Genomic DNA, 22,963 nt, shown 5'->3' with positions numbered 1-22,963 from the left:
CCAATCTTTGATCAGTTTTAACAGGCTGAGCAATTGATGCAAAAAATGAATTCAAATGATAGACAATATAAATTTACTCTTGAATAGAATTGAAGCAGAATATCAGGTTAAAATTCTCTATGCCTGCGAAACTGGCAGCAGGGCATGGGGATTTCCTTCTCCCGACAGTGATTATGATGTCCGTTTTATATATCATCACCCTAAAAACTGGTACTTAGCGCTACATGAACAAAAAGACACCATTGAATTTATGGATGGTGATCTCGATATAACCGGGTGGGATCTCAGGAAAAGTTTGCAACTCTTAAAAAAATCAAATGTTCCGCTAATTGAACGGTTTAATTCTCCCATCATTTATCTGGATAATAACTTTTCTTCGCAGTTTAATGAACTGATTCAATCCTTTTACTCCCCTACTTCAGTATTTTTTCATCATTATTCCTTGGCAACAAAGTTCTGGGAAGATATAAAGGATGCTGAAACGTATAAGCTCAAAAGTTTCTTCTATCTACTTCGCTCCCTGCTTTCCTGTATCTGGGTAACAAACGATAAATCGGTGGTTCCTATGGAAATAGAAAAACTATTTGTGCATATTGATACTGACGCTGCTGATGCTATCAGACGATTGATCAGTCTTAAATTTACTGTAGGGGAAAAATACCTTCATCAAAAAGATGCGCTGCATGATTGGGTGAATGCCAAGCTGGAAATTCTTAAACTCGCAAAAGAAATGGAACTGGGTGTTGCCCATTCAGGAATACATCCCCTAAATGATTTTTTTATTCAAATGCTGGAAAGTTAATATGACACCGGAAGAGGTAAAAGCGAAAGGATGGTTGATATTTGAAACTATTGCCGGAAGCAGGGCATATGGACTTGCATCCGAAAACTCGGATACAGATATTCGTGGGGTATTCATACTTCCATTGGATTATCTGCTGGGTATGGAATATATACCACAAGTTTCCAATGAAACCAATGATATAGTCTATTTTGAACTAAAGCGATTTCTGGAATTGTTAGGCAAAAACAATCCAAATATGATGGAATTGTTGGCGGTTCCAGATGATTGCATAATATATCGACATGATATCATGGATATGATTAAACCAGAGCAGTTTCTTTCCAAATTGTGTGAAAGCAGCTTTGCTAATTATGCTTTCACACAGATAAAGAAAGCATATGGGCTGGAAAAGAAAATTATTAATCCTGTTGATAAGGAAAAAAAAACTGTTCTTGATTTTTGTTTTGTGTATGAAGACAAACTGGCTGTCCTGCTTAAAGATTATCTTAATTCAAACAACTTTATGCAGGAAGAAATGGGCCTGACTTCCATCCACCATTTTAGGGATATGTATCGTTTGTTTCGGTCTGAATCCTGCGAGTATTCGGGTGTTATCCGTAAAGAAACAGCCAATGATGTTTGTCTCAGTTCGATTCCTGAAGGCAGAAATCCTATTGCTATCCTGTATTTTAACAGGGATGCCTATTCGGTTTATTGCAGAAAGTATAAGGAATATTGGGACTGGGTAGAAAAAAGAAATGAAGAACGCTATGCCGGTACGATGCAACATGGCAAAAAGTATGACGCAAAAAACATGATGCATGTTTTCCGGCTGCTTCTGGTTGCGAAAGAAATTGCAACAGAAGGCAAATTGAATGTCAGGAGAGGCGATAGAGAATTTCTGCTGGATATAAAAGCCGGAAAATATGGATATGATGAACTGCTGAGCATGGCCCATGCGCTCCATGCCCAATTGCCTGCATATTATTTGTCTGCAAATTTACCCGAGTCGCCTGATCTGATTGCAGCCAACCAATTATTAGTTGCAATGCGAAAAGCCTATTATTCAACTGCAACAGGAGTGCAATCATTTATTTTTTTGAATAACAATGATTTGTAAAATTTGCAGGGATGCGTAAATGGATTGTTCTCTTTCTCTCTGTGCTGGTGATGGCAGGTTCTTTGATACCCTGCTGTCCGGCGGATAATTGCGGAGATGAACTTACAACTTCCATTACTGCACACCCGGATGAAGATACCGGTTCAGGTACCTGTTCTCCATTTTTTACCTGTGGTACCTGTGTTGGCTTTGTTCATCAAATCCGCGTCTTATCTATCCAAACCTGCCAGTTGCCTGCTCAGGAACATCAGTCCCGTTTAACAGTACATGTCTCTGCCAATTTTATTCATGGCTTCTTTCAGCCTCCGCGAATGCTTTTCATCGCATAGATTAAAGCATTAATTTTTTAACGGAGAGATAAATTAACATGAAATACCTACTAACAGGCATGGCTGTCTGCTGCCTGGTTCTAACTGCCTCAGCGCAGCATATATTTAAAGCACGCATTATAGATAGTGAAACAAAGGAAGCCCTGGCTGGTGCAACCATTGAATGGATGCAGAAGAAACAATCCAAACTGGCAGATCAAAACGGTCAGGTTCAATTTGGACAGGTATCTGCCGGGATCCAACAATTTACCATCAGCTTCACCGGATACCAGGAGAAACTGCTGAATTTAACTTTTCCTCTGTCCGACACAGGTTTTATTGACATTGAATTGGAACCGGAAGAAGAGGAAATGGAAGAAGAAGTGGTGGTTACCGCTACGCGTATTAGTCGCACTATTTCGGCTATCCCAACCCGTGTGGAAGTAATTTCCGGCGAAGAATTAGGAGAAAAAGCCAATATGAAACCCGGTGATATTCGGATGCTCCTGACCGAAAGTACCGGTATTCAAACCCAACAAACCTCCGCCACTTCCTATAATGCCAGTATCCGTATACAGGGACTGGATGGACGATACACGCAATTGCTGCGGGATGGTTACCCGATGTATGCAGGCTTTGCAGGCGGTTTATCGATTTTGCAAATTGCACCATTGGATCTCAAGCAGGTGGAAGTTATCAAAGGATCTGCTTCTACCCTGTATGGAGGAGGTGCAATAGCCGGATTGGTAAACCTTGTTTCGAAAACTCCTACAGATAAAAGAGAATTGAGTTTCCTTGCAAATGGAACATCGGCAGGCGGACTGGATCTGAGTGGTTTTTATAGTGAACGTTATGGAAAAACCGGCCTCACGGTATTTGCTTCCAGAAATTCAGGCCGCGCATACGACCCGGCGGATATAGGGCTTACCGCCATTCCGGAATTCGAACGATACACCTTGAATCCCCGGTTGTTTCTCTATGGGAAAAAGACAACCGCAGACATCGGACTGACCTATATCACCGAAAACCGACTCGGTGGAAGTATGTCCTATATAAAAGACAATAGCCCCGGATTTTATGAACGAAATAATACCGATCGCTTTATCACACAACTCGGTATTGCTCATAAAATTAAAGACGGCTTAACCCTTCAGTTTAAAAACAGTTTCAGCTATTTTGACAGAGCGATTGCAGTTCCGGGTTATGCGTTTGATGCTGTACAGCAATCCTCTTTCTCTGAACTCACGTTAACTAAAAAGGGAGCTAAGGCCGATTGGGTTGCCGGATTGAACCTATTAACGGAGGACCTCAATGAAAAATCCAACCCGGCAGAGGGAAAAAGAAATTATCATTATAACACCGTTGGGTTATTTATACAGAATGCATGGAATATAAGCGATCAATTGATCCTGGAAAGCGGACTGCGGGCGGACTATGTAAATGAATTTGGGCTGGAACTATTGCCCAGGGTATCTGCCATGTATCGGATTAATCCAAAACTTACCACGCGGCTGGGTGGCGGCTTCGGATATAAAACACCTTCCATCTTTACGGAAGAGGCTGAACGAATCCAATTTCAGAGAATTTTGCCCCTGAATACAGCACTATTCAGGAATGAACGATCCATTGGAGTCAATTGGGATCTCAATTACACCACATCTATCGGAGCACTTGGAGTTACACTTAATCATCTTTTTTTCTATACCCGGCTAAGAGATCCGCTGGTATTGGTTCCAACTGCAAATGCCGGGTTTGAATTTGATCAGGCAAACGGTCATCTGGACACCCGTGGTACAGAAACGAATCTGCGCCTGGTTTATGGCGATTTCAAACTTTTTGTAGGATATACCTATACAGATGCGAATACGCATTATGGTCAGGATAAGAACTGGATGCCGCTTACTGCCCGCCATCGAATCAATAATGTGCTGATGTATGAAGTGGAGGAAAAATGGAAAATAGGGTTGGAAGCCTATCATTTTTCCAAACAGTACCTGAATGATGGAAACTATGGTAAACCTTACTGGATGTTGGGATTTATGGTGGAGAAAGTATGGGAGAAGCTTTCTGTTTATATCAATTTTGAAAACTTCACCGATACCAGACAAACTAAATTTGATACCATTTTTACCGGAAATATCAATCAGCCGAATTTCAGGGATATTTATGCACCGGTTGATGGTTTTGCGCTAAATGGTGGAATAAAATTAAGATTGTAAATAAAAGCATTCCAGCCGGATTATCTATTCAAAAACGTTAATTGGGACAGTCTGCTGCCCCAATTAACGTAAATTAGGGCAGTCGATTGCCCCAATTAACGTAAATTGAGGTATTTAACTGCCCTAATTAACGTAAATTGGAGTATTTTACGGTATGGAAATTCAACGAATAGCAGAAAATTTGCTGGAAAAGCAAATTGGAAAGCAAAAAGTATTGCTGCTTTATGGCAGCCGTCGTGTTGGAAAAACAACCCTTATTGAGAAAATAGTAGCCAATCATAAAGGGCATGTGCTGTTTCTTCAGGGAGAAGATATGGACGTGGCATCGCTATTGCAGAAACGTACCGTCACTAATTATAAAAGGCTTATTGGAAAGAAGAAACTGGTTGTTATTGACGAAGCACAGGCCGTGCCTGAAATTGGTAAAATTCTGAAATTAATGATCGACTCCATCAAAGGAATCACGATTATAGCAACAGGAAGCAGTTCGCTGGAATTAGTTTCAGCTTCAGGCGAACCATTGGTTGGCAGACAACTGATTTTTCAGTTATTTCCGGTTGCACAGGCTGAACTCAGTGATGAGGAAGACCTGATTGCAACAAAGAGTAATCTGGAACAGCGACTGATCTTTGGTTCGTATCCTGAATTATGGCAGTTACCTGATGATGAAGAAAAAGCAGCTTACCTGAAATCAATGGTTAGCAGCTATTTGCTGAAAGATTTATTGGCCTATGAAAATGTAAAAGGCGCCAACCTTGTTTATAAACTCCTGCAATTATTGGCATTTCAGGTAGGAAGTGAAGTAAGCACGGTTGAGCTGGGAAACACCTTACAGATCAATAAAAAAACGGTGGAGCGTTATCTGGATCTGCTGGCAAAAGTTTTTATCATCTATCCTTTGTCCGGATTTGCCGGAAACTTGCGGAAAGAAGTGAGCAAAAGCAAAAAATGGTATTTCTATGATAATGGAATCCGTAATGCACTCATAAATAATTTCAGTCCGCTTGCTGCCAGAAATGATGTGGGAAAATTATGGGAACAATATTTCTTAGCTGAACGTTTAAAGTATAATCAGTACCGGCAATACTTTCCTCAATATCATTTTTGGCGAACCTACGATCAGCAGGAACTTGATTTGCTGGAAATAAATGATAAACAGGAAATGACGGCCTATGAATGTAAATGGAAACCTAACCGGACAAAAATACCCGCAGGTTTTGCGAAAGCTTACCCCGATGCTGATTTTTCTGTTATTAGTCCCGATAATTACCTCGATTTTATTGTATGATAAAAACAATCCAGATTAAAAAATTCATTCCGGGTCAGGAGCTGCAGCATCAACAGGAGGAGAAGCTGGCAATAGAAGAGCCATTGGAAATTAGTCTTGGCTCATCAGGAGAAGAGATGCCTGTACCTGTTTCTATAACCATGCGAACACCCGGACAGGATCCGGAGCTCGCCACCGGATTTTTATTTACTGAAGGAATACTTAAATCAGTTGATGATCTTCAGGAACCTGCGTTTATTCAAAAAGAGGAAAATAAGATTTCCATTTTGCTGAACGGAAATGCACAACCGGCCATTGAGAAACTAAAGCGAAATTTTTATACAACCAGTAGCTGCGGTGTCTGTGGTAAAGAAAGCATTGAAGCTATACGTTCAGTTCGTCCGGTTCAAATAAAGCATCCTGATAATAAAATCCCTGCTGAACTATTTCCCGGTTTACCGGAGCTACTAAGGGTATCACAAACAACATTTGATGCAACCGGAGGGATCCATGCGGCAGCCTTGTTTCATGTAGATGGAAGACTACTTGATTTGAAAGAAGATATTGGCAGGCATAATGCGCTCGATAAACTGATTGGCGCTGCATTCTTAAAGTTCAAAAAAGATGCCCTGCCGTTTTCTCTGCACAATACCATTCTTCTTTTAAGTGGAAGAGCGAGTTTTGAATTGATTCAGAAAGCCGCTATGGCGGGAATAAAAATCGTCTGCTCTATCGGTGCCCCCAGCAGTCTGGCTGTGGAAACTGCACTTGAATTTGATATCACGTTTATCGGATTTTTGAAGCAGAACAGTTTCAATATCTACTGTGGTGCTGAGCGGATATTGACGTAACTTTCCCCAATAATCAGCATCGTGAAAATAAGAATCAAAGGAAACAGCATACGGCTTCGCTTAAGTAAAACTGATATACAAAGTTTGAAGGATACAGGTACTGTTACTGAACAAACGATACTTGCCGGAGAGGAAGTTTTCGTGTATGAATTGATGGTGGCAGAATCAGCTGTTGCTGTTGGTGCTTCCTTTAAAGAGGGAAAACTGGTGGTTTGGTTGCCTTTGGCAAAAGCAGCTATTCTAACAGATAGTTCGGAAATGGGCCTGTATTCAATTCAGGAGAATGGTGAAATAAACGGATTGAATATAGTAATAGAAAAGGATTTGCAATGTCTGGAAAACACCCATGAAGACCAGTCGGATATGTATGATAATCCAAAGAAGTCCTGCTAGTAGATTTCTACCCGATAAAATTGAGTGTGTATGATTGAAAAGCAAGCATCCGGAACACCAAATCCGGAGGGGCCTGAAGCGTTAAAAGGGTTGCGGTTAACAAGGCCTTCGGATCAGGCAGTCGGTTTTCAGGCAGTACTGAATTCCATGCAGCATTTGCTCAGGGAGATGGGCCCTCTGCGTGCCTTTACAGCCATGAATAAACTGAATCAGCACAATGGAATTGATTGTCCGGGTTGCGCCTGGCCCGATCCGGATGATGAACGCAGCCGATTAGGAGAATACTGCGAAAATGGCGCTAAAGCCATCGCAGAAGAAGCTACCGCCAAAGCATTGACGGCTGATTTTTTTGCAAGTCACTCCGTTGCGGAGCTCGCTGCTCTGGACGATTACACCATCGGGAAAATGGGCCGCATTGCCCAACCCGTGTTTCTGCCTGATAATGGAACCCATTACCAACCCATCAGCTGGGAAGCTGCCTTCAAAAAAATAGCAACCAAACTCAACAGCCTTTCATCTCCCAATGAAGCAGTGTTTTATACCAGTGGAAGAACAAGTAATGAAGCGGCTTTTTTGTACCAGCTTTTTATCCGGGCTTTTGGTACCAATAACCTGCCCGATTGCAGCAATATGTGTCATGAAAGCAGTGGGGTTGCACTCGGGGAAAGTTTAGGTATTGGAAAAGGTTCGGTAACACTGGAAGATTTTTATGAAGCAGAAATGATCTTAATTTTAGGACAGAATCCGGGCACCAATCATCCCCGTATGTTGTCGGCATTAAAAAAGGCGGTTGATAATGGAGCATTAATCGTCTCCATCAATCCATTGGAAGAAGCCGGTTTGAAAGCATTTGCAGATCCGCAGCAAATAAGCGGATTAATGGGACAGTCCACCCCTCTGGCTTCCATGCACCTGCCTGTTAAAATCAATGGTGATATGGCATTGATTCAGGCGCTTATTCAACTGTTGCTGAATTTTGAAGATGAACATCCTGGAAAAGTACTGGATCACAGTTTCATCCAAACTCAAACAAGCGGATTTCAGGAATATGCAGCACATATTCAGTCAAAAGATTTTAATGAGTTATGCCGGATAAGCGGAATCTTGCCGGATCAGGTTCATCAATTGGCGGAACTGCTGAAATTCAAAAAGAAAATTATCATCTGTTGGGCAATGGGATTGACCCAGCATAAAAATGCCGTGGACACTATAAAGGAGCTGGTGAATCTTTTGCTGATAAAAGGCAGTATAGGAAAACCAGGTGCAGGTACCTGTCCGGTTAGAGGACATAGCAATGTACAGGGCGATCGTACCATGGGTATTTATGAAAAACCCTGGAAATGGTTATTGGAGAATATTGAAAAGAATTACAAATTCAAACCTCCGGCTAAGGATGGTTATGATGTAGTGGAGTCCATTCATGCCATGAACGAAGGAAGGGTTCGGGTGTTTTTTGCAATGGGTGGAAATTTTTTAAGCGCAACACCTGATACGCTTTATACGGCTGCCGGATTGAGAAATACGGATCTGACGGTGCAGGTATCAACCAAACTGAACCGAAGTCATCTGATTACAGGTAAAGAAGCCATTATTCTTCCAACTTTGGGCAGAACGGATCTTGATTTGCAACTCGGTGTAGAACAGTTTGTAAGTTGCGAAAATTCAATGGGCGTGGTACAACTCAGTAAAGGAAATCTGAAACCAGTTAGCAAAGACTTGCTGAGTGAGGTTGCTATTGTATGTCGCCTGGCTAAAGCAACCCTGAGTATGTGTAGTTCAATTCAATGGGATCAACTGCAAAATAATTATGACCTGATCCGGGATGAAATTGAACGAACCATTCCAGGCTTTGAGGACTACAATAAACGGGTTCGTCAAAGAGGCGGCTTTTATCTCCCCAATAGTTCAAGGGAGGGTAATTTCCCTACCGGTACTGCTAAAGCAAATTTCAATATTGCTGAGCCTCTTGTCACAATACTAAAGCCGGGAGAATTAATGATGATGACGATCCGAAGCCATGACCAGTATAATACCACCATTTATGGATGGGACGATCGGTACAGAGGAATCAAAAATGAACGAAGGGTTATTCTGATGAATGAAAAAGATATGCAGGCATTGGGATTGAAACAATTGGATCAGGTGGATCTCTTCAATTATCATGAAGGTCGGGAGCGGGTTGCCAGAAAATTTCTGGTAATCGCCTATTCAATTCCTGAGCAATGCTGTGCTACTTATTTTCCGGAAACCAATGTGCTGGTGCCCATTAACTCTGTTGCAGCTAAAAGTAATACACCTACCAGTAAACTGGTGGTGATAGAATTGAAAAGAAGGAATTAATAATTAATTATCAGATGCTGATGAAAGCAAATTAGTCAACATCATAGTTTTGATCCGTCAAAAATAATAAGCCCAGTGGTGACGAATCGATTGATTCGTCACTACCTGGCACTAGGGCTCCTGCAGCTTTTGTTTCATGGGCAATTCCTTTTCGGCTCTTTTCCAAAGCAGACTGGCATATTGCTGGCTGAATTTTTCAATACTACTCGGGTTGTAGGCTTCTGTTTGAACTGACCAGAGCTGCTCCTCGGTTTTAACATCAAATAAATTGCCTTCCAGAAAATAGGTTTTATCTGTTGTATAATATCCCGGATTATAACCAAAAGGATACCAGTAATTATAATAACCCCAGAATCCCCGGCCATAATAACCCATAAAAGGCTGGTAGGGCATGGAGCCGGGTACATAACGTGATTCACTTTCCTTATCCACCAGTGCCACGGTAAAAATGGCATCGCTGTTCAATTCTCTGATCTTCCCCAGCATGGCTTCCCGATCCGGCATTTTGTCATCCGTAAAGGCGGAACGAAGGGCGTCGGAGCTTTTAATTGCAGTATAACCTTTGGTACTTATGAAAGCTGCCAGTTCATTCTCGATTTTTGCTTTTACCGACTGCCGGCTGCTTAAGACGGCAATAAAAATAGTTTTATACGCTGTGCCGGAAGGCCATTTCGGGTTTACCCAGGAGCTGGTAATTTTTTGTGAAGGTCCACAGCTTAGCAGCAGGCAGAGCAAAAGACTCATACAGCTAGCAAGTGCTCGCATACAATTGATTTACAGGTTAATGAATAACGTGTTCCTGCTACAAGTAAAGAGCCCTTGCAATTCCTGTATGAATATACTGAATTCTGCTGCTTATTTCCGGTATTCCAGTTTCAGGCAATTAAAACATTGTGCATCAATAACAGGCTCGAAATCCATATCAAGATGTGATTGAAAAGTATCCTCCGTATTCCATTTCCGGAGCTTAAGGGCCTGTCCCTGGTAGGTAGCACTGATCCGGTATTTGCCTATCGGAAGATCCTGAACCGTATCGCCATCAGCAGATAACCGCGTAATAACCTGACCTGCCGACCCGTCTATCAGGTTTCCCAATGGTTCAAATCTCCAGTTGATCTCGCGTTCATTCTCCACAAAATCACCCGGGAAATTATCAAAACTTACCAGGCCTCCAAAAGTTCCTGCCAGTGGCGATGGCATTTCTCCCGTCAATTCCCAGGTGAAGTTTCGCACCCCACCCTCTCTGCCAAATCCTTCTACCTTATCTGGTTTAAGGTAAATAGTGTATTGTTTACCGTTGTAGCTAACCTGATGTTGGGCAAAAGCAAACCAGGAACCGGTTGGAACCGTGATGGAATACTTGCCTTCACTATTTGTTCGGGCGGTAATATTGGAGTTGAAAAAAATAGAATTGTCCACAATAATTTTGACATTGTTCAACGCTGTGCCATCCTTCTTTTTTGCAGTTCCTGTTAGTTTGCCAACTGAGCTTCCTTCCGTGCCATCATCTTTTTCAGAACAACTGATAATACATCCACAAACGCTTACTGCCAAAATAAAACTGACTGTTTTAAAATATTTCATAGATCGATTATTTCTTTGTTAATGACAAAGAACAATCGGCTAAACGAATTCATTTCAGACAGGGATAGCTGCAGTTGAACTGTTTAAATTGTCTGTTAAGCCGGAATCTTTTCCGCTCAGTTATTGAAAAGGCGTTTTCTGAGTTCAGGAAAGCGGTAAATGGCCACCAGCCAAACCAGGATCTGTAATACAAGCGGTACCATTATCGGTTGGCTGCCGATAAAATGTACCGCCATTGCGCCACCCAGATAAGCGACCCCCAACAATGCTGCCAGCACCCCGGTTCTGGGAACCAGCCAAAGGGCAGCTATCACCAATTCCAATATACCCAGCAACTGCACATGGCTCTTTCCTCCCAGTCCCGCTGCCATTGTTGCGGCCTGCAAAAAAGCCAGATTAGCCATTCAGGATACCCTTGAGGTGGTGGGAGGGAAATGGAAGTACACGGACTGGTTACCAGGCGGGTCTGCAATACCAAACCCGTAACGGTAGAGTATGAGCTGACGGAGTATAGTGACAGCCTTTCTGAAGTAGTTGAAGCCATGCATAAATGGGGTATGGCACATCGGCAGAAGATTATTCAGGGTGATTAATGCTTTTTTTGTACGGATATTATCCGTACATTTGAATTGTAAATGCAAACGTTATGAAATCTGCCATGTCCCGGTTTGATACCCGACTGCCTGAATCGCAAAAGGAATTTTTTGAGTATGCTGCCAATCTAGGTGGTTATAGAACACTCACGGAATTTGTTATAGTTACAGTACAAAGCAAGGCGGATGAAATTGTAGAAAAGCACCGGACCTTTCTTGCTACAAAAAATGACGAGGATGTCTTTTTTTATGCCATCATAAATCCTCCTGCACCAAATAAACAGCTGCAGGCTGCTATGAAGAAGTACAAAAAGCAGACGGATAAAAAATGAATTTTCTAACTGTTACGCTGACTGGCTTGCACGAAAGAGAAAGCTTTTGTTGTGGCAATGCACAGCTTGATATTTATTTTCAGAAACAGGCTAAGCAGGACATAAAGAGAAAACTTTCTGTGTGCTTCGTACTTCCGGATGGGAATAAAGTTAAAGGATACTATACTTTATCGAGTGCTTCAGTAATAAGAGCTCAACTACCTGAGGATCTTATAAAAAAACTTCCTCCTTCCTATACTGATTTGCCGGTGATTTTATTGGGGCGGCTTGCTGTAAGCCAGGAATATCAGGGCCAGGGTCTGGGTGAAACCATCTTAATGGATGCGCTTAGTCGCAGTTACCAGGTATCCCTACAAATTGGATCGATGGCTGTAGTTGTTGACCCAATAGACCAGGCTGCAATTAAATTCTATGAGAAATATGGCTTTATTCAGCTTCCTGATAGTGGAAAAATGTTCCTTCCAATGGCCACCATTGCACAACTGCATGGTTAAAGTTATTTTTCTATAACGATAGCCAATCCCGAAAGGCAGCCGTAACCGCCTGACTCGTTACGAGTTGTTCCTGAATACCCTTTAAGCTGATGGTGATGGCATTTTTATCAGGCCTGTCCAGCTTTTCAATAAAAACCCGGTGTACCAGTTCACTTCGGTTGATGCGGTAAAAGGCAGCAGGATCCACTTCGTCTTCAATTTCTTTCAGGGTTTCGAAAGACAATGCATGTTTTTTTCCCTGCTGATCTACAGCAAACACCAATCCATCCGATGCACGAAAAAAGACAATATCGCTGCTGTATAAAAAATAGGTGCTGCGGCCAAGGTTTACTGCAAATTGCTGGCGATATTTTCTTTCCTGTTTCGGCTGCTGCAATAATTGAGCTAGTTGTTGCAGCAGCGCCGTCTGATTAACGGGTTGCGCCCTCAACGACAGGTATTTTTTCCAGGCCTTCTGAAACCGCTCCAGGCTAAATGGCTTCAACAGGTATTCAATACCGCTGGTTTCAAAAGCTTCCATCAGAAATTGATTATAAGAAGTAGTGAAGATAACGGGGATGGATAGGGGATGCTCTATATAAAACTCCATCACATTTCCATCCTTTAATTCAATGTCTGATAGAATCAGATCGATGTCCGGTTTATGCTTTAAAAACTCCGCTACTTCTGCAACCGTGCTCAATTCAGCCAGAATTGTGACTTCTTCCTCCACCTGTTCCAGAAAACGGTTTAGTTTTCTAAGAGCAGGTGCTTCATCTTCAATTAGTAAAATTCGGATCATGGTTTGGAAGGTACTATAAAGGGAAGAGATACTATAAATTGATCCGCCTTTGCCCGGATGGAAATCGACGTGGGCGAAAGCAATGCATATTGCTGTTGCAGGTTTTTCAGTGATCGTCCTCCGGTTGTTTTTTTGGATGGTTTCGGTACAAGCGTATTGGTTACTGTAATGGATTCCGTAAAATTTACCTGAATTTTTATTGGTTGTTGCCGGGTGCCCAAATTATGTTCTATTGCATTTTCCAGCAATAACTGCAGGGTGAGTGGAGGAATCAGCAGGTCGTTCGGGATTGTTCCGCTAAGCTCCAACTGATACGCATCCTGGTATTTATGTTGCATCAGCCGGAAATATTGTTGGGCAAATTTCCATTCTTCCTCCAACGGCACCAGTTTTCTGTCTGAGCTTTCCAATACATACCGATACAATTCTGCAAAATCATTCAGGAAGGCGGATGCGGTAGTTTTGTCTTCATCAATCAACTGGTCCAGCACATTCAGGTTATTGAATAAAAAATGCGGATTTAACTGAGCCTTTAATTGAGCAATTCTGCTGGAAGAAATGGATTGGTCATAAGAGGCAATTGCAGCTGCTTTTTCCTTGTTTTTCTGGTAATAGCTATAGGCCAGAAAGAATCCGCCATAAATGAACACATCCAGCAAGCGGTTCAGTTGAACAATCAGCAATGTTTGCTGATTAAAATTTCTTTCTACCGTATCAAAGGCCAGCGCAATCAGGTAAGAGAACAGGTTACTGAACAGTAGGTAGATCAGCAGGCTGGTGCCCAGTAGTTGCAGTGCTATCCGGATACTGAAATCCGCCTGCTTTTTATTGAGCTGCTGCAGAATCTGCGACATAATAAAATAAATCACCAGTGCATTGATAAAGCTTGCCAGAGCTGCTTCCGGGGTGAAAAGATAGGCATTCAGCTCCCGGCCTGCCACCAGCCTTGTCTGAATAGACGCTATATATCCGAACAGCAGTGTAAACAACAGGAAAAAGCGATGCTGATAAACTATATTCAGTAACCTGTTCTTCATTCCGTTTATTTTTTTGCAGGCGTTGGGAAGGATTGAACTACAGTACCTTTTTCATCAAAGAAATCGAGTCTGGCATTGTTTGCTTTATCAACATAAAACATGGCTCTTGGCATTCCATTGTTGTCAAAAAGAAACAATCCATTGTTTTCGCTTCCTGATTTTCCCAGCATAATTCTTGGGGCGCCTCCGATTAAACCCTGTGCAAGATAGTCCTGGTATTTCTTTTCTGCGGCTCCAGGGTCTTTTTTTCTGAGTGAATCCAATTCCATATTGATGGCATGGATTCCGGCCTGTGTTTCCTTAACCGGACGATCATTAAAAACCAGCCGGCTGCTGACCATTCGTTTTTCACCCTGCTGATAATCCTGGGTAATCAATTGCATCACCTGATCGCCATCATATTGGTCGTAGGTGAGCGAGAGTCCGGAATTATGACCATTCCCTTTTTTCTGTCCGTCGTAGATAAATCCACCGCATTCAATACCGTCTTCATTGAAAAACAGCATACCGGATCGCTTTTTACGCTGCACGTTCGTGGGACGGCTATTAATGGAGTCCTTCCCATTGGGGAAGAGCGCGGCATTGGTGATTACCATCCGGGTAGTACCATCTGCTTCCACAATATTGATGCGTTGTACATTAATTTCAGTGAATTTTTCAATGCCTGTTCCGGTGAAGGCGCTGGAGGCCAGTAGAATGGCAGCTCCTGCAGTAATGGCGGCAAAACTTCGGAGGAATACCAGTTCGCGGTTGATTTTTTTCATGATAGCTGTGTTTGTTTGATGTTTCAAAACTAAACACAGCTATTGCCGGCAATGGAGACAACCGAATGAATGCCGGAAAATTCCGAATGAATGGAATAGACTATTGGGGAACTAATAACCGAATTGCATACCTGGCTGAAATGCGTTTAGCCATTTGCTCCAATTCCTGCTGATTGCGGGGTTGCATCGGGGTGGTTATCGGATCGCCTTTACACGGTTCACTAAATTCCATAAAATAATTCCAAAGATCGCCCGGTGTCATAATTGTTAATATGCGCGCTGTTTCGGAAATTATTTTAAAATAATGAGGAACATTACGTGGAGCAAAAAGAAAATCACCGGCAGCAATTCGCGTCAGTTTTCCGTTGATATAAAAGTCGACGATCCCTTCTAAAATATAAAAGCTCTCATCTTCTTTTTCGTGAAGGTGTGGTGGTGGCTCTGCGCCTTTGGGTAACACCAAATCCAGAACGGCCATTTCGCCTCCTGATTGTTCCGGAGAAAGAACTGTTTTAAAATAGCCACCCTGGTAATTTCGGAAATCATTCATAATTAGGATAATTTAAGTTTCGGCAATATTGCATTGAATTCATCTGTTGATAAAGAATGATCGATCTATTAGGCATTAAGTAGACAGAAGGTTGTTGTCAGGGATAATTGGCGCTGTTATTAGGAGTAGTATGCTTTATTTTGTCGATGAAATCCTTCTTTCGTCTACGTTTCCGTTGAGTTGCACGTTTACCGGTTAATTTTGAACCTATTAATGATCACCAGACTATTTTCCAGATATCCCATAATAAGACATGTAGTCTTTTGGATTCCGCCATTTCTATTGTTAACCTATATATACGGAACGGCATTTGAAAGTTTTGAATTGGGTATGAAAGTAATTGCAATGCTTATGCCTGTTCACTTGCTATATTTTTACCTGTTAGATTTTGTAGTTGTAAAACACTATTATATCAAAGGTCAATACCTGCGTGCGTTTTTAGTTACTATGGTAATCATTTTGTTCAGTAGCTTTTTATACAGGGTAGTGGAGATATTTCTGACAGATCCCTATATTGTGTATTTCTATCAACAAACAGATCCTGATTATTCCTGGGATAAAATAGACATGAATTGGACGGATCAGTTATTTCACCCGATTTATTTTGTCACTGCCCTTGAACGTAGTAACGCTGTTGTTTGGATTGGAATTACACTGCGTTTGTTTAACCTGTCGCATGAAAGAAAACAATTTGCCTTACAGGCGGAGCTTGATTTTTTAAAAGCACAGCTTCATCCGCATTTCCTGTTTAATTCATTGAATAATATTTATTCACTTTCTTTGGACCGATCAGAAAAAACTCCTGAGGTAGTGTTGGGTATTTCCAATATACTCAGGTATTCTCTTTATGAATGTACGGCACAGGAAGTTTCACTTAACAGAGATATTGAAATTCTGAACGATTATATCAAATTGGAACAACTCAGGTATGAAGATCGTCTGGAGTTGAATGTATTTATATGCAGGAACTCAGACGGCCTCCGGATTGCCCCTTTACTGATGCTTCCGCTGGTGGAAAATGCGTTCAAGCATGGAACGGGAACTACAATTGATACCCCCTGGATCAATATACAGTTGCATATTAACGGGCAGAACCTGACATTAAATATCAGTAATAGCAAAGCGGATTCACCTCCTTATGATAAGGGGGTATCAGGGAAAATTGGAGTAGAGAATGTACGGAAACGGCTGGAGCTGCTTTATCCCGGTAAACATGAACTTGTTTTTTTTGATGAACAGGATTGTTTCATTACGGTACTTACCCTCCAATTAACAAACTGAATTTTGGCTAAATGGCAATACGAACATTTATAATAGATGATGAACCAAGGGCTGTTGAAGTAATAAAAAAGTATGTTCAACAGGTTCCTGAAATTGAATTGGTTGGAACATTTAACAGTGGAATACCTGCATTTCAGGAATTGCAGCGCAATAAAGTGGATCTGTTGTTTTTGGATATTAATATGCCCGGACTTTCGGGAACGGATTTGATCAGAAGTTTACAGCACCCACCCCTGGTTATATTTACAACTGCCTATATGGAATATGCAATTGATGGATTTGATCTGAATGCGGTAGATTATCTGCTTAAGCCAATACCGTTCGAACGATTTCTCCGGGCAATTGAGAAGGTCATCAACCAGTATAAGCTAAGGACAATGACCTTACCCGAATCCAATCCGGTAAAGCCATTTGTTCCGGATCGTCCGTTTTACATTTATATGCGGATCGACCGGCAATTGATTAAAGTGGATACAGAGGAAATTCTGTGGATTGAAAGTGATAAGGACTATATCAAAGTGGTAACGGGAAAGCAGACCTATATGACAAAGCAGAAAATAAGCGCCATGGAAAACCTGTTGCCTATCTGGGCATTTTTGCGTGTACACAGATCGTTTATTGTGCCGCTTAATAAAGTGAAAGGATACAATCCCAATTATGTTCTGATTGACTCAAGAAAGATTCCAATTGGAAAAAATTATAAACAAATCTGCATTGAAAAGTTTAACCCGGGGAACCAGAGCTCCCCGGTGTTTATTGATTAAGCTTTTCGTCGCATCCTGAATTTTCCTGTTATTTGTTTGCTTTTATTATAACAATCAGATTCTCTGGTATAAACGGTTGCAGTAAATTCACCTTCTATAATTCCACCGATAGACCCGAAGCTGGAAATCACTAATTTTCCATTCCCGTATCGGGGTGTTGATTCATTACAGTTATAATAGGTGCCCTGGTATATTACATTTGATTGCGACGACAAGAATACCTGCATGTTAAAATTATCCGGATTAGTAGCAGAACCCATATCATAATTTCCGGCCTTACCCGCATTCAGTGTAATATTTACACCGCCTGTCAGTCCTGTTCCTCCAAGTATAGTTGTAGTTCCCAGTACTGCAGCATCAAGAGAGAGTCCGATATGGCTGCTGCCATCAATTTCCCAGGTGAAATATTCATCAGGAGTTAGTTGGATGGGAACCTGAACCAGTACCAACCCCGTATTCCCTGGCCGGTCGGGGTGTCGCTGGCTAACCATGTTTTTTATTCGCACTCCAACAGCGATGGTTTGCGGTGCTGATATAACCTCAGGTGCTTTGTAGTTGCTGGTTGATTTTTTAGCCTGTCCGATTGTACCCGGACCATTTACAAACCATTCTTCTATGTTTTTAGAGGGCACTTCAATATCCGGCGAAAGCAATTCATCTCCTGGTATTGCATCAGAGTAGGTGACGGTGAGTGTTGTTTCTTCATTGGCAGATAAAGCATATTTTTCGGCATTGATATAAAATAATCGCTGAATTGTCCAATCACTGAAATGCCTTGTTTTGGTTTGCAGTTTTTTGTTTTCCTTATCGATGGTTGTTTGAATTGCCCTGTGCCAATAGCCCTCTTTATCCTGATAAGCAAGGTATAAATCATTTTCATTGGTACCGATCAAATCATCGTTTGTATACCTGATTGTTATAGTTACCTCTTTTTCGAAATTTACATTTTCCGGTCCCAGTCTGTACGCATTTCCGGTTCCTGACTGAAGCGTTAAGGTAACGGGTTGAATGGTAAAATTGGTAAGTGAACTCACTGCTCCCTGGGGAATATCTACCTGAATGGCCCCATCGGCGCTTAGAATACGCCCGCCATCCGTTCCAATTGTTTTGCTTGTTGCAGTTCCAATAGCTGTTCCATGATTTACCGGTACCGGAGGATTGCTGGCAGGGGTACCTGGCTTTGATTTCTGACAGGAGAATAGTGCCGCCGCCAGTAGGATAAATAGAATTGATATGCCTGATTTAAAATTGATACTCATTGTATGCTTAGTTGATTTCCTGTAGAGTTGTTTTGGAAGTGGTGGTGGTTACGAGCTCTTTAATTTCTCCGGTTGGAAGTACTACAATAGTTACAAGCCTGCTTGAATTTTCCTGCTTCACTATACCAATTCCATGCGCCACCCAAACAGAAATGGTTTCTTCACCACTGGAGGTATATTCGCCGTCTTTGTTTTTTTGAATTGTTTTTGAGCGGGTACCATACATAAATTTATTGCAGACAAAAGTTCCGGCTGGCAGTTCAACCGTTTCAACTTTTGAGATACCCGATTCCAGTAGCAGGTTTTGCTCAAGTGAGGAAGGATCTCCATGATTGGTGTATTCAAGACGTTGTCCCTGTAACAAGGGGCCGGATAGAGATAAAATACTGTTTTCTTTTATGCTATTTTCCATTGTCATCCAGGCCGGGAATCCAAAGAGTTCAGCTTTTTTAATGGTAATATTGGGCATACTGCCGAACATTTTGATTGTCTGATTCCAAACCTCCGGAACAACTATTTCATGATAGGTTTTTCCCGCAAGTGAAAAGAGTTTATGATCCAATAAAAGAATATTTCCGGCAGATTCCAGTTCGGTGTGCAGGTTAAAAACGGTTATTCCTGCGGAATCTTTTTCATTGGAGATCCATTGGGTGGAGTTTGCAGCCGGACTACCTTCAGACTCAATTTTGTACCTGTATTTTTTATTTTTCTGAGGAATAAAATTGGCCGGCTTCTCCGGGTCGTTTTTTTCTATTGTTTCCGGTTCACAACCGGTACTGATAAAAAAGAGCAATAGAATGCCCGTCAATTTAACAATAGATGTCTTTTCTTTAATTTGATTCATAGTAAGAAATGGTTTAAGAGCTGCGAAGCTAGCAGATGGAATAGCTCAGATATTTTCTAATCGACCTGCGGTTGATTTTGAAGACAGATTCCTGAATAGGTCGATGGAAGAATTACTTTATTATCATGTGCTTAACAACCGGAGGGCAGAATTTACGAAGCAGCGTGCGTTTAAATCCGGTTGTAATAGCAAGGATATTTAATAGAGCAAATAAAGGCAGGATCAAAAAACGCGGACCTTCCACCTGCATATCGCTTATGTTTGCTACTACAGCCAGCGCAAGCGGGTTTTTGGGAATTCCATTGGCATCCGTTTTATTTTCAGCTGCCAGTCCGTATAAAATCCGCAGCGCATTTTCGAAACCCTCCGATCCTGGTTGTATCAGGGTGGTAAACAGCACGGGGAACAGGTGTTCATTTGAAAACCGATGCCACTGCATTTTTTGTACTACAAATTTGTCACCTACTCTGAGGTGGATGACCCTGTCCTTCAGGGTGAGGGTAAGTATGCCTTCACTTACGATAAACGTTTCTGAGAAGTTTTTGTGAAAATGCAGAGGAGTGCCTCCTCCTGGCATTAGTTTTACCAGCAACGTACTTATTCTTCCATTTGTTGATGCGGCAGTTTGGATAAAACTTACCTCGTCTTTGATAATTGGGTTTACGATTGTTTCATGCATCCTGCAATGCTATTAATAAGCAGGCAGGTTTTGTACTGACATCGATAGATGGATACTTTAAGAGACAGAGAATGGATTGTGTCGTTGAATTTTTCCTAAATTGGCGTATGAAAAAGGAGTTGAAGCAGGATGATTCAGAAAGAAAGTTTTTGCTCGATCTGGGAAATGATATAACCCGGGTACGGGATAAGAATGATCTCATCATACTATTCAAAAAACGGATTAACCGACTATTCTATTTTACCCATACAATAGTGACCCTGATTGATCCCAAGGATGAAATCTACGTTCCCTTCCTGTTGGACAATACTGGCTCGCCAATTCGTTCGCATGAGCGATATCAGGAAATGGTTCAAGGGCGATTTACGTTGAATGAACCATTTATACAGACCGTACTTAATTCTGAAGTTCCGGTTTCATTTCTTCTTGAAGAAATTATGGATGAGCCCCTTAGTCCGCCATTTCTGCGTGTCAATTATGATAAGGGTGTCAGGGAAATTTTGATGACCAGACTAATGAAAGAGGGGAAGCCGATAGGTTTTATTCATATTTACTCTGATAAAACAGACAGTTTCTCCAGGGAATTTCGGAATGTAATGGAAGCAATTGCACCCCTATTGTCAAGTGCTGTTTCCAATATCATTCAGAATGAAGAATTGTTGAATAAAGAAAAGGAAAAGTCCTTTCTGCTTGATTTCAGTAAGGATATCGCCGCTGTAAGATCCAAAGAAGACCTGGCAGATGCGGTTCGTATAACCTTACGCAAACTGAATCGAACCGGTGGATTTGTTATCCGAAGAATCAATGAGGATAACAGGACATTGAGTGCTTATATTTATGATCTTAGTAAAACACATGATCCAGTTTATTTAAATGCATTGGAGAATGCCAGTTATCCTATAAATGATGGTTTGCAGGACCGTGTATTAAATAGCCCCATTCCTTTATTGTTTAATATAGAACGGGAAATTAAAAGAGGTATAACCTCAGATTATCTGCAATATTGGAAGAAAATGGGTTTAAAGGAAGTGGTTGGTATTCGGCTTCGAAACGGTGAAACCAATCATGGAATCCTGTTTTTGGATATCGAAATAATTAATGTGCCCTTATTACAGGGAATTTGTGCCCAAATCTCTGTTGCAGTTGCCAATATTAAGGCAAATGAAAAAATAGAAAGCAAACAGCTGGAGCAGGGGTTTTTGCTTGAATTCAGTAATGATATTACACAGGTTAGAACCAAAGAGGATTTACAGCTTGCTATTTTTAAGGTGCTTGATCAAATCCTGCATACTAAACTTGCCATGATCCGGCTTATCGCTGAAGACGGTGTTACCCTTTTGCCTTATATGAATGATGAAAGCCTGTTTCCCAATGCTAAAATTCATTTGGAGAAAATGGCAACTCACCCTGTTACAATTAAAGAGCATTATAATGCGCAGGTACTGGCAAGCAAGGAGGGCATGATCTTTAATGTTGAAGAAGAACTCAAAGCGGGATCAGGTTATGCACAACTATGGAAAACTACCGGTTTGAAAAATGTATATGGACTTCCATTAAGAGCAGGCGATAAAAATATTGGTACCATCTGGTTGATAGCAAACAGGTTGAGCAGGATGTTGATGAAGGGCATTTGTGATCAGTTATCTGTTGCCATAGCCAATATACAGGCAAATGAAAAATTGATGGCCTATAAGAAGCAACTGGAAGTTGAGAATGATTACCTGAAAGAGCAGATTAAAACCATTTATAATTTCTCCGAAATTGTCGGCAGTGGAGAGAATATGCAAAAAGTATATCGGCTGATGTCTTTGGTGGCAGAATCAACCACCACCGTACTTATTCTGGGAGAAACCGGTACCGGCAAGGAACTTATTGCCAGGGCCATTCATAATACCTCACCCCGCAATGGTAAGCTGATGGTGAAAGTGAATTGCGCAGCCCTGCCGGCAACTTTAATTGAGAGCGAATTATTTGGGCATGAAAAAGGTTCCTTTACCGGTGCCATCGAGCGGAGAATCGGTAAATTTGAATTGGCTAATAACAGCACAATTTTTCTCGACGAAATAGGGGAGCTGCCTCTTGAAGCGCAATCAAAATTATTACGTGTTATTCAGGAACGGGAACTGGAGCGGCTTGGTGGTCAGCAAACCATTAAGGTTGATGTGCGATTGATTGCTGCTACCAATCGAAACCTTGAGCAGGAAGTAAAAGCAGGCCGCTTTCGTTCTGATCTTTATTTTCGGTTGAATGTTTTTCCCATTGAGCTGCCACCACTTCGTGATCGCCAGGAGGATATTGAAGCACTTGCTAATTATTTCGTTGAGAAACACAGTCGCACAACGGGAAGGAGAGTAAAAAAAATTTCTCCTAAGGTTATACAACAACTTAGGGCCTATACCTGGCCCGGCAATATACGGGAACTGGAACACCTGATTGAACGAAGTATGTTATTGTCTTCGGACCAAACCCTGAATGAAGTTTATATTCCGCAAACAGGTTCTTCGGAAAATCAAGACCCGGCAATGTTGATGAGCCGGTCATTAGATGAAGTAGAGCGTATGTACATTATTGAAACGCTGAAACGCTGTAGTGGTAAAATTTCGGGACCCGGAAGTGCTGCTGAGGTATTGAAAATTCCTGGCAATACGCTTCATTCCAAAATGAAAAAGCTGGAGATTAAAAAGAGCGATTATATTGGCTGATCCCGATCAACCGCATT

24 protein-coding genes are annotated in these 22,963 nt (G+C 41.6%); 14 read left to right on the top strand and 10 right to left on the bottom strand.

What is annotated here, in order from left to right; genetic code table 11:
- Positions 1-55 precede the first annotated feature (55 nt).
- From B2746_RS17965 to B2746_RS17930, 8 genes are all read left to right on the top strand, one after another.
- The gene (locus B2746_RS17965) at positions 56-802 is read left to right on the top strand and encodes a nucleotidyltransferase domain-containing protein (protein ID WP_290796867.1); all 747 of its coding nucleotides are present in this window, start codon (positions 56-58) and stop codon (positions 800-802) included.
- On the top strand, positions 771-1,904 hold the full coding sequence (locus B2746_RS17960) for a DNA polymerase beta superfamily protein (protein WP_290796864.1): 1,134 nt from the start codon (positions 771-773) through the stop codon (positions 1,902-1,904). Before B2746_RS17965 ends, B2746_RS17960 begins: the two co-directional genes overlap by 32 nt.
- Positions 1,905-1,915: 11 nt before the next feature.
- On the top strand, positions 1,916-2,233 hold the full coding sequence (locus B2746_RS17955; RefSeq protein WP_290796862.1) for a DUF6660 family protein: 318 nt from the start codon (positions 1,916-1,918) through the stop codon (positions 2,231-2,233).
- 38 nt (positions 2,234-2,271) lie between these two features.
- Positions 2,272-4,431: a TonB-dependent receptor gene (locus tag B2746_RS17950; protein ID WP_290796859.1), complete on the top strand. Its 2,160-nt coding sequence runs from the start codon at positions 2,272-2,274 to the stop codon at positions 4,429-4,431.
- Between the two features lie 154 nt (positions 4,432-4,585).
- Entirely contained in the window at positions 4,586-5,719 is a 1,134-nt protein-coding gene (locus tag B2746_RS17945; protein WP_290796856.1) for an ATP-binding protein, read from the top strand.
- On the top strand, positions 5,716-6,549 hold the full coding sequence (gene fdhD / locus B2746_RS17940; protein WP_290796854.1) for a formate dehydrogenase accessory sulfurtransferase FdhD: 834 nt from the start codon (positions 5,716-5,718) through the stop codon (positions 6,547-6,549). Before B2746_RS17945 ends, fdhD begins: the two co-directional genes overlap by 4 nt.
- A gap of 21 nt (positions 6,550-6,570) precedes the next feature.
- Complete coding sequence (locus B2746_RS17935; protein WP_290796851.1) at positions 6,571-6,942, top strand: DUF7009 family protein; 372 nt, start codon at positions 6,571-6,573, stop codon at positions 6,940-6,942.
- 30 nt (positions 6,943-6,972) lie between these two features.
- Complete coding sequence (locus B2746_RS17930) at positions 6,973-9,282, top strand: FdhF/YdeP family oxidoreductase (protein ID WP_290796848.1); 2,310 nt, start codon at positions 6,973-6,975, stop codon at positions 9,280-9,282.
- Positions 9,283-9,393: 111 nt separating this feature from the next.
- Here the strand turns inward: B2746_RS17930 and B2746_RS17925 are convergent, their stop codons facing one another.
- The 3 genes from B2746_RS17925 to B2746_RS17915 form a co-directional block, all read right to left on the bottom strand.
- Positions 9,394-10,047, bottom strand: a complete 654-nt coding sequence (locus tag B2746_RS17925) for a hypothetical protein (RefSeq protein WP_290796844.1) — start codon at positions 10,045-10,047, stop codon at positions 9,394-9,396.
- Between the two features lie 90 nt (positions 10,048-10,137).
- A complete protein-coding gene (locus B2746_RS17920) occupies positions 10,138-10,866 on the bottom strand; it encodes a hypothetical protein (protein ID WP_290796840.1) in 729 nt (242 codons plus the stop codon).
- Positions 10,867-10,982: 116 nt separating this feature from the next.
- Positions 10,983-11,252, bottom strand: a complete 270-nt coding sequence (locus B2746_RS17915; RefSeq protein WP_290796838.1) for a hypothetical protein — start codon at positions 11,250-11,252, stop codon at positions 10,983-10,985.
- Between the two features lie 48 nt (positions 11,253-11,300).
- Between B2746_RS17915 and B2746_RS17910 the strand changes: the two genes are divergently transcribed.
- Genes B2746_RS17910 through B2746_RS17900 form a run of 3 tightly spaced genes read left to right on the top strand, consistent with a single transcriptional unit; the run spans position 11,301 to position 12,285 of the window.
- Positions 11,301-11,459, top strand: a complete 159-nt coding sequence (locus tag B2746_RS17910) for a winged helix-turn-helix transcriptional regulator (protein WP_290796835.1) — start codon at positions 11,301-11,303, stop codon at positions 11,457-11,459.
- 53 nt (positions 11,460-11,512) lie between these two features.
- Positions 11,513-11,791: a DUF1778 domain-containing protein gene (locus B2746_RS17905; RefSeq protein WP_290796833.1), complete on the top strand. Its 279-nt coding sequence runs from the start codon at positions 11,513-11,515 to the stop codon at positions 11,789-11,791.
- Positions 11,788-12,285 (top strand): GNAT family N-acetyltransferase, encoded by a 498-nt coding sequence (locus B2746_RS17900; RefSeq protein WP_290796830.1) that lies wholly within the window; start codon positions 11,788-11,790, stop codon positions 12,283-12,285. Before B2746_RS17905 ends, B2746_RS17900 begins: the two co-directional genes overlap by 4 nt.
- A gap of 10 nt (positions 12,286-12,295) precedes the next feature.
- Here B2746_RS17900 and B2746_RS17895 read toward each other — a convergent pair whose 3' ends face one another.
- From B2746_RS17895 to B2746_RS17880, 4 genes are all read right to left on the bottom strand, one after another.
- Positions 12,296-13,066, bottom strand: coding sequence for a LytR/AlgR family response regulator transcription factor (locus tag B2746_RS17895; protein ID WP_290796827.1), 771 nt, complete (start codon positions 13,064-13,066; stop codon positions 12,296-12,298).
- Positions 13,063-14,103, bottom strand: a complete 1,041-nt coding sequence (locus B2746_RS17890) for a sensor histidine kinase (RefSeq protein WP_290796824.1) — start codon at positions 14,101-14,103, stop codon at positions 13,063-13,065. The genes B2746_RS17895 and B2746_RS17890 overlap by 4 nt, the downstream gene beginning before the upstream one ends.
- Before the next feature lie 5 nt (positions 14,104-14,108).
- Entirely contained in the window at positions 14,109-14,867 is a 759-nt protein-coding gene (locus B2746_RS17885; protein ID WP_290796820.1) for a hypothetical protein, read from the bottom strand.
- A 100-nt stretch (positions 14,868-14,967) separates the two neighbouring features.
- Positions 14,968-15,417 (bottom strand): cupin domain-containing protein, encoded by a 450-nt coding sequence (locus B2746_RS17880; RefSeq protein ID WP_290796819.1) that lies wholly within the window; start codon positions 15,415-15,417, stop codon positions 14,968-14,970.
- Positions 15,418-15,630: 213 nt separating this feature from the next.
- Here B2746_RS17880 and B2746_RS17875 point away from each other — a divergent pair, with 213 nt between their 5' ends.
- Positions 15,631-16,698, top strand: a complete 1,068-nt coding sequence (locus B2746_RS17875) for a sensor histidine kinase (RefSeq protein WP_290796816.1) — start codon at positions 15,631-15,633, stop codon at positions 16,696-16,698.
- An 11-nt stretch (positions 16,699-16,709) separates the two neighbouring features.
- A complete protein-coding gene (locus B2746_RS17870; RefSeq protein WP_290796815.1) occupies positions 16,710-17,462 on the top strand; it encodes a LytR/AlgR family response regulator transcription factor in 753 nt (250 codons plus the stop codon).
- On the opposite strand, the gene B2746_RS17865 is transcribed toward B2746_RS17870, so the two are convergent.
- From B2746_RS17865 to B2746_RS17855, 3 genes are all read right to left on the bottom strand, one after another.
- Positions 17,459-18,721, bottom strand: a complete 1,263-nt coding sequence (locus B2746_RS17865; protein ID WP_290796812.1) for a hypothetical protein — start codon at positions 18,719-18,721, stop codon at positions 17,459-17,461. The two genes, B2746_RS17870 and B2746_RS17865, sit on opposite strands and share 4 nt — an antisense overlap.
- A 7-nt stretch (positions 18,722-18,728) precedes the next feature.
- Positions 18,729-19,565 (bottom strand): hypothetical protein, encoded by an 837-nt coding sequence (locus B2746_RS17860; RefSeq protein ID WP_290796809.1) that lies wholly within the window; start codon positions 19,563-19,565, stop codon positions 18,729-18,731.
- 112 nt (positions 19,566-19,677) lie between these two features.
- Complete coding sequence (locus B2746_RS17855; RefSeq protein WP_290796805.1) at positions 19,678-20,244, bottom strand: cupin domain-containing protein; 567 nt, start codon at positions 20,242-20,244, stop codon at positions 19,678-19,680.
- 107 nt (positions 20,245-20,351) lie between these two features.
- Between B2746_RS17855 and B2746_RS17850 the strand changes: the two genes are divergently transcribed.
- A complete protein-coding gene (locus B2746_RS17850) occupies positions 20,352-22,946 on the top strand; it encodes a sigma-54-dependent Fis family transcriptional regulator (RefSeq protein ID WP_290796801.1) in 2,595 nt (864 codons plus the stop codon).
- The last annotated feature ends 17 nt before the right edge of the window (positions 22,947-22,963 follow it).

Origin of the sequence: Flavihumibacter sp. UBA7668 (assembly GCF_002483205.1) — a bacterium.
Taxonomy (GTDB): domain Bacteria; phylum Bacteroidota; class Bacteroidia; order Chitinophagales; family Chitinophagaceae; genus Flavihumibacter.
The sequence above is the reverse complement of the archived record's forward strand: the minus strand, read 5'-3'. Positions and strand labels throughout refer to the sequence as shown.

What these genes read in the sequence shown, in the direction of transcription:
- B2746_RS17930 (WP_290796848.1), top strand. Translation starts at nt 6,973, where the DNA reads ATGATTGAAAAGCAAGCATCCGGAACACCAAATCCGGAGGGGCCTGAA.
- B2746_RS17885 (WP_290796820.1), bottom strand. Translation starts at nt 14,867, where the DNA reads ATGAAAAAAATCAACCGCGAACTGGTATTCCTCCGAAGTTTTGCCGCC.
- B2746_RS17880 (WP_290796819.1), bottom strand. Translation starts at nt 15,417, where the DNA reads ATGAATGATTTCCGAAATTACCAGGGTGGCTATTTTAAAACAGTTCTT.
- B2746_RS17865 (WP_290796812.1), bottom strand. Translation starts at nt 18,721, where the DNA reads ATGAGTATCAATTTTAAATCAGGCATATCAATTCTATTTATCCTACTG.
- B2746_RS17925 (WP_290796844.1), bottom strand. Translation starts at nt 10,047, where the DNA reads ATGCGAGCACTTGCTAGCTGTATGAGTCTTTTGCTCTGCCTGCTGCTA.
- B2746_RS17920 (WP_290796840.1), bottom strand. Translation starts at nt 10,866, where the DNA reads ATGAAATATTTTAAAACAGTCAGTTTTATTTTGGCAGTAAGCGTTTGT.
- B2746_RS17895 (WP_290796827.1), bottom strand. Translation starts at nt 13,066, where the DNA reads ATGATCCGAATTTTACTAATTGAAGATGAAGCACCTGCTCTTAGAAAA.
- B2746_RS17910 (WP_290796835.1), top strand. Translation starts at nt 11,301, where the DNA reads ATGGAAGTACACGGACTGGTTACCAGGCGGGTCTGCAATACCAAACCC.
- B2746_RS17855 (WP_290796805.1), bottom strand. Translation starts at nt 20,244, where the DNA reads ATGCATGAAACAATCGTAAACCCAATTATCAAAGACGAGGTAAGTTTT.
- B2746_RS17955 (WP_290796862.1), top strand. Translation starts at nt 1,916, where the DNA reads ATGCGTAAATGGATTGTTCTCTTTCTCTCTGTGCTGGTGATGGCAGGT.
- fdhD (WP_290796854.1), top strand. Translation starts at nt 5,716, where the DNA reads ATGATAAAAACAATCCAGATTAAAAAATTCATTCCGGGTCAGGAGCTG.
- B2746_RS17905 (WP_290796833.1), top strand. Translation starts at nt 11,513, where the DNA reads ATGAAATCTGCCATGTCCCGGTTTGATACCCGACTGCCTGAATCGCAA.
- B2746_RS17875 (WP_290796816.1), top strand. Translation starts at nt 15,631, where the DNA reads ATGATCACCAGACTATTTTCCAGATATCCCATAATAAGACATGTAGTC.
- B2746_RS17900 (WP_290796830.1), top strand. Translation starts at nt 11,788, where the DNA reads ATGAATTTTCTAACTGTTACGCTGACTGGCTTGCACGAAAGAGAAAGC.
- B2746_RS17960 (WP_290796864.1), top strand. Translation starts at nt 771, where the DNA reads ATGATTTTTTTATTCAAATGCTGGAAAGTTAATATGACACCGGAAGAG.
- B2746_RS17950 (WP_290796859.1), top strand. Translation starts at nt 2,272, where the DNA reads ATGAAATACCTACTAACAGGCATGGCTGTCTGCTGCCTGGTTCTAACT.
- B2746_RS17965 (WP_290796867.1), top strand. Translation starts at nt 56, where the DNA reads ATGATAGACAATATAAATTTACTCTTGAATAGAATTGAAGCAGAATAT.
- B2746_RS17860 (WP_290796809.1), bottom strand. Translation starts at nt 19,565, where the DNA reads ATGAATCAAATTAAAGAAAAGACATCTATTGTTAAATTGACGGGCATT.
- B2746_RS17870 (WP_290796815.1), top strand. Translation starts at nt 16,710, where the DNA reads ATGGCAATACGAACATTTATAATAGATGATGAACCAAGGGCTGTTGAA.
- B2746_RS17890 (WP_290796824.1), bottom strand. Translation starts at nt 14,103, where the DNA reads ATGAAGAACAGGTTACTGAATATAGTTTATCAGCATCGCTTTTTCCTG.
- B2746_RS17945 (WP_290796856.1), top strand. Translation starts at nt 4,586, where the DNA reads ATGGAAATTCAACGAATAGCAGAAAATTTGCTGGAAAAGCAAATTGGA.
- B2746_RS17850 (WP_290796801.1), top strand. Translation starts at nt 20,352, where the DNA reads ATGAAAAAGGAGTTGAAGCAGGATGATTCAGAAAGAAAGTTTTTGCTC.